We start from the raw sequence: 16204 nt of genomic DNA on the forward strand, positions 1-16204 counted from the left end.
CAATGACGCAACCAGATGCAATCACTCGCCACACGCTTTCAGTGCTGGTTGAGGACGTCGACGGAATTATCACCCGTGTTACCGCCCTGTTTACCCGTCGCGGGTACAACCTGGTCTCGCTCGTTTCGGCGAAGACGTCGAAAGAGGGCGTGAACCGGTTGACGGTGGTGGTCGATGCAACGGAGCGTTCTGTCGAGCAGATCGTCAAACAGCTCTACAAGCTGATCCAAGTGCTTAAGGTGCAGCAGCTTGACGACGACACCACGGTCGGCCGCCAGCTGCTGCTGGTCAAGGTCAACGCGGACAATCAAACCCGTCCGCAGGTGGTGGACGCTGCCAACCTGTTCCGAGCGCGCGTGATCGATGTTGCGGTGGACTCTGTTGTTATTGAGGCCACCGGTGAGTCACCGAAGTTGAAGGCGTTTTTGGACGTCATGGATACGTTCGGTATCCGCGAGCTTGCCCGATCAGGCACGGTAGCGCTGACGCGTGGCTCTAAAACTTTGGCTCCATTGGACTAAAAACACCCACAAACTGAGGCGGCTGTGTCATAATGTGAAACGCCCGTCTCACAGAATGAAGAAAGAAGCGAGAACTATGGCTATTGAAGTGCTTTACGACCAAGACGCAGACCTGTCCCTGATCCAGGGCAAGAAGGTTGCAATCATCGGCTACGGCTCCCAGGGTCACGCGCACGCTCAGAACCTGCGCGAGTCCGGCGTCGAGGTGGTTGTTGGCCTTCGCGACGGCTCCAAGTCCGCAGAAAAGGCCCGCGAGGCCGGCTTTGATGTGAAGACGAATGCTGAGGCAGCTGCATGGGCTGACGTGATCATGCTGCTCGCCCCGGATACCTCCCAGGCCAAGATCTTCGAAGAGGACATCGAGCCGAACCTGAAGGACGGCGACGCCCTGTTCTTTGGGCATGGTCTGAACATCCATTTCGGCCTGATCAAGCCGGCAGACAACATCACCGTCGGCATGGTTGCTCCGAAGGGTCCGGGCCACCTGGTGCGTCGCACCTTCGCCGACGGCAAGGGTGTGCCGTGCCTGATCGCCGTGGAGCAGGATCCGCAGGGCAACGGCCGTGAGCTTGCGCTGTCCTACGCTGCTGCAATCGGTGGCGCACGCGCTGGCGTTATCCCGACCACCTTCGAGGCCGAGACTGTCACCGACCTGTTCGGTGAGCAGGCAGTGCTCTGTGGTGGCCTCGAGGACCTGATCATGACCGGCTTCGACGTCTTGGTCGAGGCTGGCTACGAGCCGGAGATGGCGTATTTCGAGTGCCTCCACGAGATGAAGCTGATCGTCGACCTGATCTACGAAGGCGGCATTGCCAACATGAACTACTCCGTGTCTGACACGGCAGAGTTTGGCGGTTACCTCTCTGGTCCGCGTGTCATCGACGCCTCGGCGAAGGATCGTATGCGCGACATCCTGAAGGATATCCAGGACGGCACCTTTACCAAGCGCCTCGTCGCCAACGTTGAGGGTGGCAACAAGGAGCTCGAGGGTCTGCGCGACAAGGTTGCACAGCACCCGATTGAGAAGACCGGTGCAGAGCTGCGCGACATGATGAGCTGGGTGAAGAACCCGCTTACCGACACTGCCCGCTAATTCGGCAGGTAAACGTAGCCCTCGGATCAATGTGATTCGAGGGCTTTGTCGTGTTGCTCCCGCACAAGCCCGCACGGCAGAGCAAACCCCGCGCCCGGAGAGTGGGTGCGGGGTAGTCGGATCGCGCCGAATAATTAGTTGGTGGCCGGTGCGTCAGCCGGAGCCTCCTCCTGGGCGCCTTCCGGTGCGATGGAGTCGATGACCTCCTCGACGACGTTTGTCGTCTCGGTCGCGGTAGCGTCGGCCTCGTTGGCGTCAGTGTTGGCGTCCTCAGCGGCGTCCTCGGCCGGTGCGGTTTCGGTAACGGTGCCGTCTTCGACCGTGGTGGTCTCGTTAACAACCTCGGTGGCTGCAGTCGTGGTGGAGGTGTCTACGGTGGCGTCGCCCTCGGCGTCGTCGCCGGTAAACAGGTTCCACAGCAAGGCCAAAAGCAGGAGTGCTGCCAGAATGCCCAGGAGCCACTTCCACCATCCGCCGCCACCGTTATCGTCGTCAGTCACTGCAGTGGAGCCAGCAGCCGGACGCGCCGGTGCGGTGGTCGAAGCCTCAGGGGTAGTGCGCTCGACGCGAACATCCTCGGTCGGGTCGTTCGGGTTTTGATTCGGGTTCGGGGTAGTCATTTGCTAATTCCTTTCGTTATTACTTATCCGCGCCGCTCGGGGCGGATTCATGGTGAACCGCCCGTGACGTGCTCGGATATGCGAACGGTCGCCCACTGTAACAAAGTATGACGATTTGGCTCGGCAGGATTTCGCCCCGGGGAGGCGCGAAGGATTCGTTTCTCCTCGTGAGCGCTGCGGAAAGCATCCCGGCAGCGATTTTCAATAAATTGTCATTAACGTGTTGGTGTTCCTATGGTTGTCGTTATGCACAACCATTCAGATCACGCTCATCATGATCATGCTCATGGCGCACGTGTTGACGCGCCGACGAAAGCGATCGGCGCCGCACTTGCCGTTACCGCAACGGTCTTCGTCGCGGAGTTGGTCGGAGGTGTGATTTCGGGATCGGTCGCGCTGCTTGCGGATGCGATGCACATGTTGTCGGACGCGGCCGGGCTGATCATTGCGATGGCGGCGGTGCTCGTCGGTAAGCGTGCAGCCACGTCATACGCGACCTACGGCTACCGCCGTGTCGAGGTGCTCGCGGCGATGATTAATGCCGCGACAGTGCTGGCAGTCTCCGTCTGGATTGCAATCGAGGCCTTGCGCAGGCTGCGGGATCCAGCCCCGATTGATACGGGTCCGATGATGATCATCGCCGCGATCGGCCTTGCGGCGAACGCGTTGTCGGCGTGGATTTTGTACTCCCAGCAAAAGGAGTCGATCAACGTACGCGGTGCATACCTCCACGTGTTGGTGGATATGTTCGGGTCTATCGCCGTGCTGGGGGCCGGCGCAATTGTCGCGTTGACCGGCTTTACCGCGGCTGACCCCATTGCGTCGTTGCTGATCGCGGGCCTGATTGTTCCTCGTGCGTGGAAACTCATGGCGGAGTCGGTGGGTGTGATGCTGGAGCGTGTGCCCGAAGGGTTTGACGCCGAGGAAGTCGAGGCTGAGTTACGTGCACTGCCTGGGGTGAGGGATTTGCATGACCTGCACTTGTGGTCGCTTGACGGGGTGGCGGTGATTGCAACGGTTCACATTGTGGCGGCGGAAGGAGAAGACCGCGATCAGTTGCTGGATCGGGTTCAGGCGGAGTTGCACCGGCTGGGTGTGGAGCATGCGACAGTGCAAATTGAGCTGCCAGAGCACATCGAGCACGAGACGGTGTGCTGATTCTGTCCTACGCTAAGGCATATGGGCTTTACTACGCCGAGCTATTCGCTCAAGGATCTATTTTCCCGCGCTGAGCGCGGCGAGCTGCAGCTGCCTGATTTTCAGCGCTCATACCTGTGGGACGTGGATCGGGTGCGCACGTTGGTCACCTCCGTGCTGCGTGGCTACCCGGTCGGTTCTTTCCTCGCGCTCGATACTCGCAACGCGGAGCAGCGTTTTAAACCACGCCCGCTTGAGGGGGTGAATGTTGCTGGAGTGGAACCGGGCCTGTTGCTTCTCGACGGCCAACAGCGCCTCACGTCGCTCTTTCACGCATTTAAGGGTGATGGGGAGGTGAGCACGGTGGACTATCTTGGGCGACCGATTTCCCGGAAGTTCATGGTGGACGTACGAGCGGCGGTGGCACACACGCCGATGCCGGTGGAAGCCGTGTTTGCTGTCGATGGGGAAGGGAATGTCCGATCCCACTTTGGGCCGGACATTCCAGGTGGCATCCGAAATCGCGATGACATGATCGAGCACGCTGTGATGCCGGTTTCGATGTTGCTCTGGAAAGAGGGCAACGATCTCCTCGTCGATATGGCGGCACATGCACAACACGACGAGGTGCGTACTGCCGTGAAGCGATTTATCAATGCGGTGATGCGTGAGCTGCCTGCGTACGACATTCCAATGATCCGCCTGGACCGCGATACTGCACAAGAGGGAGTGGGGCAGATCTTTGCGTTTGCTAACTCGGCAGGTGTGCAGATGGATGTGTTCGAGCTCCTTACCGCGACATATGCAACCCAAGACCCGACGTTCGACTTGGCTAGCCACTGGGAAGAACTCGCAGCCCAGTTTGATTGCTATGACGTGCTCAAGGGCATCGGCCGTGTGGAATTCCTGCGTGCACTGTCACTGTTGCTGACCAGTCGGCAGGGGCCTGCTTTGGGCCACCGTGGTGACATCCTCAACATCACGATCGAGGATTACCGTGCACATGCCGATGAGATGGCCCGCGGGTTCGTTGCGGTCGCCCAGTTCCTGCAGGAGCGACGTATCGTCGCTGCGGATCAAGTCCCTTACCCTGCGCAACTCATCCCGCTCGCGGTTATGCTTGCGCGCCTGGCCGAACGTCCCGAACTTGCAGGAAAGAAGGAAGTCGGTGACAGGCTCAACCGTTGGTTCTGGTGCGGCGTGTTCGGTGAGCTTTATGCCGCGCACGCGCCGACAATCCGCATCGGCGTAGACGTCTCTGAAGTCATCCCGTGGGTCTGCGGAGAGACCGACGCCGAGCCACGTACGGTCGCCGATGCACGTTTCCACGAATCCCGTCTCTATACCGCAACCGCGGACAGTGGGATCTACCGTGGGCTGTATTCGTTACTGATGGCACGCGGCGCGCGTGACTGGCGCACTGGAGAGCACTTCGACAAATCCACAGTGGCCGAACTGAAACCTCGCTTCGGCCAGATCTTCCCGTGGGAGTACCTGCGCGAATTCGGTGTCGACGAGCAGCTGGCCGACAGCGTGCTCAACCGCACGCCGATGGGCCGTCGTACCGAGGTCGTCATTGAGCAAAACGAGCCGAAACGCTACCTGCCCAGGCTGCAGTCCAAGTCGCTGCTTGACGACGATGACTTTGACGCCCTGCTCGAAAGCCACGAAGTCGACCCAGAAGCACTGCTGACATCTAACTGGGAGCGATTTATCGCTGATCGTCGTGAACGGTTCATCGGCATGATTGAATACGCGATGGACCGCAACGTTCTCAGCGACGAAGGATTGTGCGACGACGCAGAATAGGAACAGCACAGGGGAGAGACACGAAGGAGGACCGGTGAAGCATTCCGGGTACGCATCGCTTGCCGTGCTATCGGCGGGCGTACTGCTCGCCGCATGCACTCCGGATGTCCAACTTGGCCCTTACGATCGCGCCCGTAGCGTCAACGTCGCAGGGCATGTCTCCAAAACGTTTGAGCCTCACCCGGTGGTGCTCGACGACCCACTTGGCATGGAAACCGCGAAGTTGTTCTTCCCGCGCTCCGAAACGCTCGTGCTTTCCGACGACACCCCGGAGGCGCAACTTCGCGCAGCCTCCATCGCAGTGACCGCACATGCCCCGATGATGGTCTACGACGGAGCACGCCACGCCGAATACGTCTCCATGATCGCCGACATGCACACGGTGACCGTCTTAACTGTCGGTGATGTCGCTATGGCTCCCGCATCTGGTGCAGTACGTATCCGACGCGACCCCGGTGGGATGCGCGCGCTCGGCGAGATGACTTCGCTGCGCTTCGTTGAACGCACTATCGATGACCCTGCTGACAGTGCCCGCGCAGTCGCCGAACTCAACGGTAGCGATCCCACTTGGCTACGTGCTACCTGGGCAGATCCCGTGGCTAAACCCGGCGCCCAAGCGCAACCGTTTCCCGTCCAATCGCGCCGGGATGCGCATATGTCGCCGAAGGTGGTGGCCACGTGGCAGTCGTCGATACCCGCGATTGCGAATGCGAGGAGTTACGGTGCCGCGGTGGAGATCGTGCCGCTGCCGGACCCGCGGAAAGCGGAAGCGACGTTGTTCGCCATGGCGGGGCTTTCTGATAAGTCGCTTATTGCGCTGGGGGCGCAATTCGGCTCGAGTGAGGAGTTGGCGTTTCGTATCCGTCAGTCGGAGCGGAATCGTTAAACCCAAGCGCTAAGGAGTGCTAATGTGGGCGCCAGAGTCTACACAGTGAGAAAGGTGTCCCAGAATATGAAAATCGCGGTGATTGCTGGCGACGGTATCGGCCAAGAAGTTATGGCGGAGGGGCTCAAGGTCCTCAATGCTGTGCGCGATGACGTCGAGACCACCGAATATGACCTCGGAGCGCGCCGCTACCTGCGCAACGGCGAGCTGCTGACGGACGAGGACTTGGAAAGCCTCGCCGAACACGATGCGATTCTGCTCGGCGCGATCGGCGACCCGGCGCGCGTGCCTGCGGGTGTGCTCGAGCGCGGCCTGCTGCTGCCGCTGCGTTTCAAGTTGGACCATTACGTTAATCTGCGGCCGTCGAAGCTCTACCCATCGTCGACGAGCCCGCTCGCAAACCCTGGTGAGATCGACTTTGTTGTGGTCCGTGAAGGTACCGAGGGGCTCTATGCTGGTAACGGCGGTACCTTGCGTCAGGGCACCCCGCACGAAGTTGCTTCCGAGGTTTCTCAGAACACGTATTTCGGCGCTGAGCGTGTTGCTCGGTACGCGTTTGAGTTGGCAATGACGCGCCGCAAGAAGGTCACGCTCGTGCACAAGACCAACGTGCTGGTCAACGCAGGTGGCTTGTGGCAGCGCGTGGTCGACGAGTTGTCGCAGGAGTTCCCGGAGGTCGAGGTGGACTACAACCACATCGATGCTGCAACGATTTACATGGTGCAGGACCCGTCGCGCTACGACGTGATTGTCACCGACAACCTTTTCGGCGACATCCTGACTGACCTGGCAGGTGCGGTTGCGGGCGGTGTGGGGCTGGCGTGCTCCGGCAACATCAATGCTGCTCGTGAGTTCCCATCCATGTTCGAACCGGTGCACGGCTCTGCACCGGATATCGCGGGCCAGGGGATTGCTGATCCCACGGCAATGATTCTGTCTGTGGCGATGATGCTGCGCTTCCTTGGCGACGACACCAACGCCGCCCGCATCGAAGAAGCAGTCGAGCGCGACGTGACCCAACGTGGAGACACGCCGGTGCGTACCACTGAGGTAGGTGAGCGCATCGTCGACGCCCTCGCGTAGGGTCGAGCGCATGGTTTCTTCCCGGAAGATCACACGTGCGTCCCTTGCCATTTTCTGTGCTTCTGCGCTTGCCCTGACTGGCTGCGGCGCAGGCGACGGAGGACTCGGTGGGGGCTCTCAGTCCGATGCTGGCGCCAAGAACGCCCTTGCCACCGATGGTGACGAGGTGGTTCAGGACGCCGACGGCACGGGTGTGGAAGTCTCGCAGCGCTTCTTCGAGTCGTCGGACACGGTGGTGGTCTCCGCGAAGGATCGCGATCAGCAGCTTCGGGCTGCCGCGATTGCAGTGGAACTAGGTGCGCCGCTTCTGGTGCGCCTCGATGGCACCGACGCCGCGATTGATGCTGAGGTTGAACGCCTTGGCGCGTCCCGGGTAATTGAGGTTCCGGGCGATGACGACGCGGTAGCAGCGACTGAACCGGTCGTAGCCGAGCGTGCCGAAGAAGATGTGGCGGCGATTGCGGCACTCGAGGCAAAGAACCCGCGTGGCTTGCAGATGCCGCCAGTGTTTGCCACGGCGGTCTCCTCGCGTGCGTCGGTGGCCACAGCTCGCGCAGCAGGTGCGGATGTGCAGGTGTTGGCGGCTGCGGACCCGCGGGCGTCGTCGCAAAGCATGCGCGATGTTATGAAACAGGACGTGCTCGCGCTTGGCCGCCAGTGGGGCTCGAACGAGAACTTCCGTGCGCGTGCAGCACTCGCCGCCAATGGTGAACTGCCTGGTGGCGGCGGACTGGTGTTCCCAGGCCGGCGCATGATTGCGCTCTACGGCCATCCGTACGGCCCAGAGCTCGGAGTGATGGGGGAGCAGGACCCTGCCGCAGCAGTTGAACTGGCGAAGCAATACGCCTCCTGGTACGAGCCGCTGGAGGATCAGCCGATCATTCCTGCCTTCGAGGTCATTGCGTCGGTGGCATCGGAATTCCCGGGCGATGACGGTAACTACTCCAACGAGACGCCGATGGAAGATATCGCCCCGTATGTGGATGCCATCGTGGACGCAGGTGGTTACGCCGTAATCGACCTGCAGCCGGGCCAAGGCAACTTCTTGGAGCAGGCGAAGATCTACGAGGAGCTGCTCAAGCAGCCGAACGTTGGCTTGGCACTTGATGCGGAATGGAAGCTAAACCCTGGTGAGCAGCCGCTTTCGCGTATCGGTAGCGCAACCGCAGCCGAAATCAATGAGGTCGCCGACTGGCTTGCAGCGCTTGTCCGCGACAACAACCTGCCACAGAAGGCATTGATTCTGCACCAGTTCCAGGTTGGAATGTACCCGGACCGCGAAAACATTGTCACCGGGCAGCCGGAACTGGCATGGATCCTTCACGCGGACGGTCATGGGCTGCCGGAGCAGAAGTTCGACACGTGGAACATCCTGCGTCAGGGGTTGGACCCGAATTACTTCATGGCGTGGAAGAACTTTATCGACGAGGATTCTCCCATGTTTACTCCGGAGCAGACCTATGCCGACGTGAATCCTCGCCCGTGGTTTGTGAGCTACCAGTAGTTTTCCAAAAATTCGCCGTGTGGGGGTCGTGCTCACGCTAGGCTTCGGGCATGAGCGTGGAATTGGACGAGGTCTACGGCTTCCTGGCCCAGCACGAGCCGTTTTCAAGCCTCCCTGAAGAGAAGATCCGGGCCCTGCCCGCACAGATGGGGATCACCTATGTGCGCCGCGGTCAAGTCGTTGTGGATCTCGGCCAGCCCAACGACACGCTGTACATCATTCGCTCGGGTGCGATTGACATCGTCAGCGATGACAACTTGCTGCTGGACCGTCGCGATACAGGCCTGAACTTCGGCTACTCCACGCTGGTAGGTCCGCGTGAATCGCAGTATGTGATGGAAGCGGTGGAAGACAGCGTGTTGCTCATGCTGCCGCGCGAGGTGTTCACAGGCCTGCTCGATGCGCATCCTGAGCTGCACAGGTTCTTTGAATCGGCGTCTCGTCGTCTCAAAGTGGCAGCGGAAGAGGTGCGTGATGGGGGGACGGCGAGTGTGCTGCGTACGCCCATTGCGCATATTGTCGACGGCCGCCCTGCCGTCACCTGTGACGCAACTGCACCAATCGCGCACGCTGCCGGTGTGATGAACGAGCACGATGCGAGTTGCCTCGTCGTCGTCGGAGGTGAGCAGATCGGCATCCTCACAGACAAGGACATGCGTTCTCGCGTTGTCGCAGCGCAAGTGGACCCGTCACGGCCTATTGCACATGTGATGTCCTCACCAGTGCGCACCATCCCGGAAACAGCGTTGGTGTTCGAGGCGATGCTCGCGATGAGCGAGTTGGGGATCCACCACCTGCCGGTTGAAGGCGCCGGAGGTGTGTGCGGTGTGCTGACCTCATTTGACATCATGCGCCTGCTGCAAGCAGACCCGATCTACTTGGCAGCAGATGTGCAGCAGAGTACGTACGAGGAGCTCGAGGGAGCCTACGATGCCGCGGCAAACGTGGCTGTGCGGTTCTTTGAGCGAGGCGCGTCCGCAGCTGAGACACAGCGCCTGCTGACATCGATTGCGGATTCCATCGCTCGCCGTCTAGGCGAGCTAGCGGAGGAGCAGCTGGGGCCAGCACCGGTGCCGTACGCCTTTGTCGCGGTAGGCAGTCAGGCTCGCGCGGAGATGGGGCCAGCCTCCGACCAAGACAACGCGTTGGTCCTCGCGGACAGTTACGACGAAGAACCCCATGGGGAGTACTTCGCCGCGCTGACACAGTTTGTCTGCGAGGGTCTCGCGCATGCCGGTCAGGCGTTATGCCCGGGGGAGATGATGGCGTCGAACCCCAAGTGGCGCATGACGCAGTCGCAGTGGTCGCGCATGTTCCACACTTGGGTCACTGCACCTGATCCGAACGCGTTGCTGCACGCGCAGGTATTTTTCGATTTCCGCGCGATCTTCGGCTCAGGCGAGGGGTGGCGCTCGCTGGCTGATGAGGTGCATGAGGCGGCGTTGTCGTCGGCGCGCGGGTCGCGCCGTCTACATACACACTTGGCAGCTCTGGCTACGTTCCGAGAGCCTCCAGTGGGCTTTTTCCGTGGCTTCGTGCTTGAGCGCGACGGCGAGTATGCGAACACGCTAGACATCAAACGCGGTGGTACTGCCGCTGTGGTGCAGATGGCTCGGTTGTACTCCATCGTGGCCGGTGTCAGTGCGGTGGATACGCCTACACGCCTGCGTGCCTCTGCCGGCGAGGCGGTATCGACGAAGGGAGCGTCGGATCTGGCAGACGCTTACGAGTACCTTTCGGACCTTGTCATGAAACACCAGTCGCAGCAGGTGCGCGCCGGGGAGGAGCCGAACTACCGCATTGATCCGAAGCAGTTGCAATCCCTGGATCGGGCCGCGTTGCGCGATGCGTTCGGTGTGATCAAGTCGCTGCAGAACGCGCTGGCGTCGAAGTACCCGACGCGGGCGGTGTGAGATGTTCTTTCGACCGAAAGCGCGGGTGCTTAACGACGACGCCCTGCTGGCCGTCGACGTCGAAACCACCGGACTCAAGCCGGAGAAGCATGAGATGGTCTCCATCGGTTGGGTTCCCGTCGACGGGCGTGTGATCGATCTATCACAGGCACAGTACTTCGTTCTCGCAGGCGCCCAAGTTGGCGATACTGTGACGCTTCACGGGGTGACTGACGACGATATTGCGAACAAAGGCGTCGCCGCTGCCGAAGTACTCGACGCGTTTGATCGTGCCCTTGAAGGACGCAAGTTGTTGGCCCACTTTGCGCAGATGGAGCTAGGTTTTGTCGCAAAGCTGCAAAAAGATGTCAGGGGCAAGCGATGGGGCCTGCGCGAGAGCGAGGTAGTGGATACCTTCGCGATGGAGCGGCGACACATGGAGCGCATGGGTACGTATCCACGTGGCGAGGACCTCAGGCTTGCGCGCGTGCGACAGCGCTACAATTTGCCCGACTACGCGAACCACAACGCGCTTACCGACGCGATTGCGTGCGCGGAGTTGTACCTGGCGCTGAGCGCGCAGTAGACGTCAGTGAATCCCAAATGCGCCACAATGGCAGTGGGGTTGTATGCTCGATCACATGCGTTTTGGACGAATTGCAACACCTGAAGGAATGACGTTCGCCGTTATCGACGATGCGGGAACGACCGCGAAGGCGATCAAGGGCACGCCGTTTAGTGCGCCGGAGTACACCGGCAAAGAATACGACCTTGACCAGGTGAGGTTGCTTGCACCGACGCTACCGTCGAAGATCGTCGCTGTGGGACGCAACTACGCGGACCACGTAGCTGAGGTGTTCAAGCAATCCGCCGAGCACCTGCCGCCGACAATCTTTATCAAGCCGTCGACCGCCGTGATTGGCCCTGGTGCCGCTATTAAGATCCCGGAGTTCGCCACAGGCGTCGAGTTTGAGGGCGAGCTGGCGCTCGTCGTTGGCGTTCCATGCAAAAACGTCAAGGCTGAGGACTGGAAGTCTGTGATCCGTGGCGTGACCATCATCAACGATGTCTCCTCGCGTGACCTCCAGTTCGCGGACGGTCAGTGGGCGCGCGCCAAGGGCATGGACACCTTCGGTCCGCTCGGTCCTTGGATTGAGACGGACCTGGATAAGTTCGACTTTGCCAACCTGCCGATCAAGGCGCACCACACCCACGACGGTAAAACGGAGACCAAGCAGGACTCCAACTCGAACCAGATGATCAAGTCGGTTGGAGAGATGGTGGAGTGGGTCTCCCAGTCCTTTACTCTGCTGCCGGGCGATGTCATTGCAACCGGTTCGCCGGCGGGTACCGCAGAGATGGTTCCGGGCGACTACATCGAGGTTGAGATCCCAGGTATCGGCAAACTGGGCAACCCCGTCGAGCGCGCCTAGAACGCAGGCTCGCTTTTGGGCCGTGTTTACAGGCCCAGCGCGCGCATGATCGTGCGCAGTTTGGCTGAAGTCTCGTCGAGTTCGGCCTGTGGGTCGGAGTCTGCGGTGAGCCCGCCACCGGCCCAGGCGCGGGCGTGTGTGCCGTCGCCGTTGACCTCCGCGCAACGGATGGCAACCATGTATTCGCCATCACCTGCGGCATCGGTATATCCGACCGCGCCGGCGTAGAAACCGCGATCCGATTCGGCGGTGGTAATCAGGGCTTCTGCGGCGGCGGGTGGGGTGCCGCACACAGCAGGGGTGGGGTAGAGACGCATTGCCAGATCCAGCGCTGTTGGTGCCGGTTCCTTCAACGTGCCGCTAATCGGTGTGGCAAGGTGCCACATCTCGCTGGTCTTTTCTAGGATTGGGCGCTCTGAAATCTGCAGGTCAGAGCAAAGTGGCTCGAGGACCTCGCGGATGTGCTCGACAACGAAGCGGTGTTCGTCGAAATCCTTTTGCGACGACGCCAGTGCCTCCGCTGCGGCGCGGTCCGCCGCCGGATCGTGCGGTACACGTGCTGCCGAACCTGCAAGGGGATAGGAGGTCACCTTGTTGCCACGGCGGCGCACCAGGACTTCGGGGGAGGAGCCGACTAGGAAATGTCCCGTGCGGCCAGATGGGGTGAGGTCCGCGATGAAACCGTCGTGCGTGTAGGACAGATCGATCAGCCTGGCCGCGACGAGGCGTGGATCAACGGGCGGGTCGAAGGCGATGTCTACCGCACGGGCAAGCACAACCTTGTCCAACAGGGAGTTGCGGATAGTACCCACTGCGGCCTCAACGCGTCGAAGATGTTCCTCGGGGGAAGGGTCGACGTCGATAAGCGTTGCGTGAAGGCGAGAACCTGCGCCAATCCGGTAATACGGGTGCGGCTCTAGCGGGCCTGGCTCCCGAATGATGTGCTCTGGCACAGTGAGCGCCGCTGGGCAGTCCTGGTCAAAGGGGAGCGCACCTACAACCATTTCCACCTCGCCGCGCTCTAGCGCGTTGTTCGCTTCCCAGGCGTCGCTAAACGTGCGGGTGGCGCCTTGAGTGCGGACCGATCCTTCTGCGCGCGAAAGGAGAAAATCGGGCGCAGTGTCGGGGCGGCCGGATGGAGGGCCGGCAAGCGGGTTGACGGACATGGGCAAACACTCTAACCGGCGGCGTGCAAAAAGGTGCGGTCGGATCAGTTGCTTCGGATATACCCCAGATTTATTGTTGCCTGTGTGAAAAATGGTAATAATGTGGCAGTTGGTGCGAAACGGGTTGGGCGGATCCGTAAAGCACTGGCAGGAAGCGTGGCAACGCTCATGATCGCCGCTGGGGTGGTCACTCCTGTCCCTGCACAGGCGCAAGACTTGTCTTCGCAGGCGAATCAGGCAGTTACAAACGCGGTCAACCAGGCAAATGCTGAGTGGAACAAGTTTGTCCAGATGGCCAACGACTCCCTGCCGCAAGGCTCATCGTTGCCGATCAACCCAGTTCCCGCCCCGCAAATTCCCGCGCCGAATCTCCCCGGTGCGTGGGCGCCCCAAGCGCCGGCGCCGGTGGCGAACGGGGCCAACGGCGAGGTCCGTGTAGCGGGACGAAGCTACCTCGTCTGGGTGCCGCGAGGGTACAACCCTGCACGTCCCACCCCGGTGATGGTGGGGTACTCCGCATATCAGGATTCCACGGAGAATTTTCGTAACTATTCACGCCTGCGTGAATCATCTGTCGGCCGCGACGCGATCATCGTTTACCCGCGCGCGATCGGAGCATCGTGGGAGGGATCCGCAACCGCAGCGACACGTCCAGGCCAAGACATCGCCTTTGTCCGCGCAATGATCAACGACGTCCAGCGCTACTACAACATCGATCGACTCCGGATCTACGCCACCGGCATGTCCACCGGTGGCGGCATGGCCGCAGTCTCCGCCTGCCACATGGCGGACTTGTTTGCTGGCGTTGCTGGCGTGTCCGGCGCGTACTACGCCCCGGTGAACCGTGGCTGCCAGAACCTGCCGGTCGCGTTCATGGCCATTCACGGCACCAACGACACACTCACCCCGTACCACGGCACTACTCGACGAGGCCAGCAAGTGCTGCCGGTGCCGGAGCTGTTTAAATCCTACGAGCGCCGCAACGGGTGCTTCGGGGGAGTCGATTCGCGCCCGGCCGGCAACAATGCGACTCGGGTGTCGTCGCGAAACTGCCGCAAGGGCGTGGAAGTGATCAAGGTGCATGGCTCGAACCACTTCTGGTGGTACTCGCCGTCTGCAGCAGACGAAATGTGGCGCTTCCTCATGCGCAACCCGAAGTAACGCGATATGTTGCTGGATCCTGGGCGGTGAGCGCCGGGGGTGGTTGGGCGTCGACAAGCGCAATGCATATGGCGCGCTACGATTGCCCCATGACTGAAAACCCCAATATGCGCGTTCGCTTTTGCCCGTCGCCGACCGGAACCCCACACGTGGGCATGGTCCGCACCGCCCTGTTCAACTGGGCGCAAGCCAAGCACTCCGGAGGCAAGTTCGTGTTCCGTATCGAGGACACGGATGCCGCCCGTGACTCCGAGGAGAGCTACCAGGCGATTATTGAGTCGCTCGAGTGGCTCGGCCTTGGCTGGGATGAAGGTATCAACGTCGGTGGCCCGCACGAGCCGTACCGTCAGTCGCAGCGCTCTGACATCTACGCCGATGTGCTGAACAAGCTCATCGAGGCCGGCGAGGTCTACCCGGCGTACTCCACCAACGAAGAGGTCCAGGAGCGTCACAAGGCCGCAGGCCGCGACCCGCAGCTGGGCTACGACAACTTTGACCGTGACCTCACTCAGGAACAGATCGATGCTTTTGAGGCCGAAGGCCGCAAGCCGGTCTGGCGCCTTCGCATGCCGGACCAGGATTGGACCTGGAACGACCTTGTGCGCGGTGAGGTCACCTTCAAGTCCGAAACCCAGCCAGACTACGTTGTCGCCCGCTCCAACGGCGCGCCGCTGTACACGCTGGTCAACCCTGTCGACGACGCGCTCATGGGTATTACCCACGTCCTGCGCGGTGAGGACCTGCTGTCCTCCACGCCACGTCAGCTCGCGCTTTACGAGGCGCTGAAGCGTATCGGTATTACGGATTTCACCCCCGAGTTCGGCCCCCTGCCGTTCGTGATGGGCCAGGGCAACAAGAAGCTTTCCAAGCGTGACCCGGAATCCAACCTGTTTAACCACCGCGACAACGGCATCATCCCAGAAGGCATGATCAACTACCTCGCGCTGCTGGGCTGGTCGCTTTCTGCGGATCAGGACATCTTCTCTGTCGACGAGTTTGTCAAGGTCTTCGACGTCTCGGACGTGCTGGGTAACCCGGCCCGCTTCGACCAGAAGAAGCTTGAAGCAATCAACGCCGACCACATTCGCCTGCTTGAGCCGGAAGACTTCCGAAACCGCCTGCGCGAGTACTTCACCGAGTACACCGACTTCCCAGCGGATTACTCGGAAGACAAGTTCACCATTGCGGCGGATCTCGTGCAGACCCGTATCAAGGTGCTCTCCGATGCGTACGACCTGCTGAAGTTCCTTGTCATCGCGGACGATGACTTGGTGCTGGACGAGAAGAGTGCAAAGAAGAACCTCAAAGACACCGCCGTCGAGCCTTTGGATGCCGGTATTGCAGCGCTTGAGGCGATCGGTGAGGGGGAGTGGACCACCGAGAACATCGAAGCAGCGCTGAACAAGGCGCTGATCGAGGACCTCGAGCTCAAGCCGCGTGTCGCATTCGGTGCCCTGCGCGTGGGCACCACTGGTGCCGCGGTGTCCCCGCCGCTGTTCGAGTCCATGGACCTGCTTGGCCGTGAGTCCACGCTGAAGCGTCTCAAGGCTGCCCGCGCCGTTACGCCGTACCAGGCTGCAGAGTAGGAGCGCTACGGAGTAGGAACTACAACGCTGTTGTTTTCGTACGTTTAGGCCACCGCGTTTCTATGCGGTGGCCTGCGGATTTGGTACACATAGCGATTCATGGTTATAGTACTCCATGTTGTTCAGGCAGACAGCGCGGAACGGAAACGGAAAGCGCAGGTCAGGACTGAAAAACAATGGCCTATGGTGTAATTGGCAACACTACGGTTTCTGGTACCGTCATTCTAGGTTCGAGTCCTGGTAGGCCAGCTGCAGAGCAATTGCGTTCTGTGTCCTAATGCCCCGTTCGTCTAGCGGCCTAGGACGTCGCCCT

General features: G+C 60.8%; 14 protein-coding genes and 1 tRNA gene. 13 read left to right on the plus strand and 2 right to left on the minus strand.

Annotated elements, in window-relative coordinates:
- Positions 1-2 precede the first annotated feature (2 nt).
- Positions 3-521: an acetolactate synthase small subunit gene (gene ilvN, locus HMPREF2690_RS10880; protein WP_070820888.1), complete on the plus strand. Its 519-nt coding sequence runs from the start codon at positions 3-5 to the stop codon at positions 519-521.
- Between the two features lie 55 nt (positions 522-576).
- Positions 577-1614, plus strand: coding sequence for a ketol-acid reductoisomerase (gene ilvC / locus HMPREF2690_RS10885; protein WP_083279502.1), 1038 nt, complete (start codon positions 577-579; stop codon positions 1612-1614).
- A 134-nt stretch (positions 1615-1748) separates the two neighbouring features.
- Here ilvC and HMPREF2690_RS12030 read toward each other — a convergent pair whose 3' ends face one another.
- On the minus strand, positions 1749-2234 hold the full coding sequence (locus HMPREF2690_RS12030; protein ID WP_070452332.1) for a hypothetical protein: 486 nt from the start codon (positions 2232-2234) through the stop codon (positions 1749-1751).
- Positions 2235-2480: 246 nt separating this feature from the next.
- Between HMPREF2690_RS12030 and HMPREF2690_RS10895 the strand changes: the two genes are divergently transcribed.
- From HMPREF2690_RS10895 to HMPREF2690_RS10930, 8 genes are all read left to right on the plus strand, one after another.
- Complete coding sequence (locus HMPREF2690_RS10895; RefSeq protein WP_070569415.1) at positions 2481-3392, plus strand: cation diffusion facilitator family transporter; 912 nt, start codon at positions 2481-2483, stop codon at positions 3390-3392.
- A gap of 21 nt (positions 3393-3413) precedes the next feature.
- The gene (locus tag HMPREF2690_RS10900) at positions 3414-5180 is read left to right on the plus strand and encodes a DUF262 domain-containing protein (protein ID WP_070484244.1); all 1767 of its coding nucleotides are present in this window, start codon (positions 3414-3416) and stop codon (positions 5178-5180) included.
- Positions 5181-5214: 34 nt separating this feature from the next.
- Positions 5215-6066 carry a hypothetical protein gene (locus tag HMPREF2690_RS10905; RefSeq protein ID WP_070422972.1) on the plus strand — a complete coding sequence of 284 codons (852 nt, stop codon included), beginning with the start codon at positions 5215-5217 and terminating at the stop codon, positions 6064-6066.
- 66 nt (positions 6067-6132) lie between these two features.
- The gene (locus HMPREF2690_RS10910) at positions 6133-7149 is read left to right on the plus strand and encodes a 3-isopropylmalate dehydrogenase (RefSeq protein ID WP_070569316.1); all 1017 of its coding nucleotides are present in this window, start codon (positions 6133-6135) and stop codon (positions 7147-7149) included.
- A gap of 10 nt (positions 7150-7159) precedes the next feature.
- Positions 7160-8653: a cell wall-binding repeat 2 family protein gene (locus HMPREF2690_RS10915; protein WP_070820889.1), complete on the plus strand. Its 1494-nt coding sequence runs from the start codon at positions 7160-7162 to the stop codon at positions 8651-8653.
- Between the two features lie 50 nt (positions 8654-8703).
- Positions 8704-10566 carry a DUF294 nucleotidyltransferase-like domain-containing protein gene (locus HMPREF2690_RS10920; protein ID WP_070820890.1) on the plus strand — a complete coding sequence of 621 codons (1863 nt, stop codon included), beginning with the start codon at positions 8704-8706 and terminating at the stop codon, positions 10564-10566.
- A 1-nt stretch (position 10567) separates the two neighbouring features.
- The gene (locus tag HMPREF2690_RS10925) at positions 10568-11131 is read left to right on the plus strand and encodes an exonuclease domain-containing protein (protein WP_070820891.1); all 564 of its coding nucleotides are present in this window, start codon (positions 10568-10570) and stop codon (positions 11129-11131) included.
- 55 nt (positions 11132-11186) lie between these two features.
- Positions 11187-11978 (plus strand): fumarylacetoacetate hydrolase family protein, encoded by a 792-nt coding sequence (locus HMPREF2690_RS10930; protein ID WP_083279509.1) that lies wholly within the window; start codon positions 11187-11189, stop codon positions 11976-11978.
- A 26-nt stretch (positions 11979-12004) separates the two neighbouring features.
- Here HMPREF2690_RS10930 and HMPREF2690_RS10935 read toward each other — a convergent pair whose 3' ends face one another.
- A complete protein-coding gene (locus HMPREF2690_RS10935) occupies positions 12005-13144 on the minus strand; it encodes an isochorismate synthase (RefSeq protein ID WP_070484227.1) in 1140 nt (379 codons plus the stop codon).
- A gap of 156 nt (positions 13145-13300) precedes the next feature.
- Here HMPREF2690_RS10935 and HMPREF2690_RS10940 point away from each other — a divergent pair, with 156 nt between their 5' ends.
- From HMPREF2690_RS10940 to HMPREF2690_RS10950, 3 genes are all read left to right on the plus strand, one after another.
- Positions 13301-14305 (plus strand): CE1 family esterase, encoded by a 1005-nt coding sequence (locus HMPREF2690_RS10940; protein WP_141761246.1) that lies wholly within the window; start codon positions 13301-13303, stop codon positions 14303-14305.
- A gap of 89 nt (positions 14306-14394) precedes the next feature.
- Positions 14395-15891 (plus strand): glutamate--tRNA ligase, encoded by a 1497-nt coding sequence (gene gltX, locus HMPREF2690_RS10945; protein WP_070820892.1) that lies wholly within the window; start codon positions 14395-14397, stop codon positions 15889-15891.
- 177 nt (positions 15892-16068) lie between these two features.
- A tRNA-Gln gene (locus tag HMPREF2690_RS10950) sits at positions 16069-16140 on the plus strand.
- Positions 16141-16204: the final 64 nt, after the last annotated feature.

Source organism: Corynebacterium sp. HMSC034E11 (genome assembly GCF_001835905.1).
GTDB classification, from domain to species: Bacteria; Actinomycetota; Actinomycetes; order Mycobacteriales; family Mycobacteriaceae; genus Corynebacterium; species Corynebacterium coyleae.

Excerpts from the sequence above, each read along its gene's own strand:
- ilvN (WP_070820888.1), top strand. The coding sequence starts at position 3 with ATGACGCAACCAGATGCAATCACTCGCCACACGCTTTCAGTGCTGGTT.
- ilvC (WP_083279502.1), top strand. The coding sequence starts at position 577 with ATGAAGAAAGAAGCGAGAACTATGGCTATTGAAGTGCTTTACGACCAA.
- HMPREF2690_RS12030 (WP_070452332.1), bottom strand. The coding sequence starts at position 2,234 with ATGACTACCCCGAACCCGAATCAAAACCCGAACGACCCGACCGAGGAT.
- HMPREF2690_RS10895 (WP_070569415.1), top strand. The coding sequence starts at position 2,481 with ATGCACAACCATTCAGATCACGCTCATCATGATCATGCTCATGGCGCA.
- HMPREF2690_RS10900 (WP_070484244.1), top strand. The coding sequence starts at position 3,414 with ATGGGCTTTACTACGCCGAGCTATTCGCTCAAGGATCTATTTTCCCGC.
- HMPREF2690_RS10910 (WP_070569316.1), top strand. The coding sequence starts at position 6,133 with ATGAAAATCGCGGTGATTGCTGGCGACGGTATCGGCCAAGAAGTTATG.
- HMPREF2690_RS10915 (WP_070820889.1), top strand. The coding sequence starts at position 7,160 with ATGGTTTCTTCCCGGAAGATCACACGTGCGTCCCTTGCCATTTTCTGT.
- HMPREF2690_RS10920 (WP_070820890.1), top strand. The coding sequence starts at position 8,704 with ATGAGCGTGGAATTGGACGAGGTCTACGGCTTCCTGGCCCAGCACGAG.
- HMPREF2690_RS10925 (WP_070820891.1), top strand. The coding sequence starts at position 10,568 with ATGTTCTTTCGACCGAAAGCGCGGGTGCTTAACGACGACGCCCTGCTG.
- HMPREF2690_RS10930 (WP_083279509.1), top strand. The coding sequence starts at position 11,187 with ATGCGTTTTGGACGAATTGCAACACCTGAAGGAATGACGTTCGCCGTT.
- HMPREF2690_RS10935 (WP_070484227.1), bottom strand. The coding sequence starts at position 13,144 with ATGTCCGTCAACCCGCTTGCCGGCCCTCCATCCGGCCGCCCCGACACT.
- gltX (WP_070820892.1), top strand. The coding sequence starts at position 14,395 with ATGACTGAAAACCCCAATATGCGCGTTCGCTTTTGCCCGTCGCCGACC.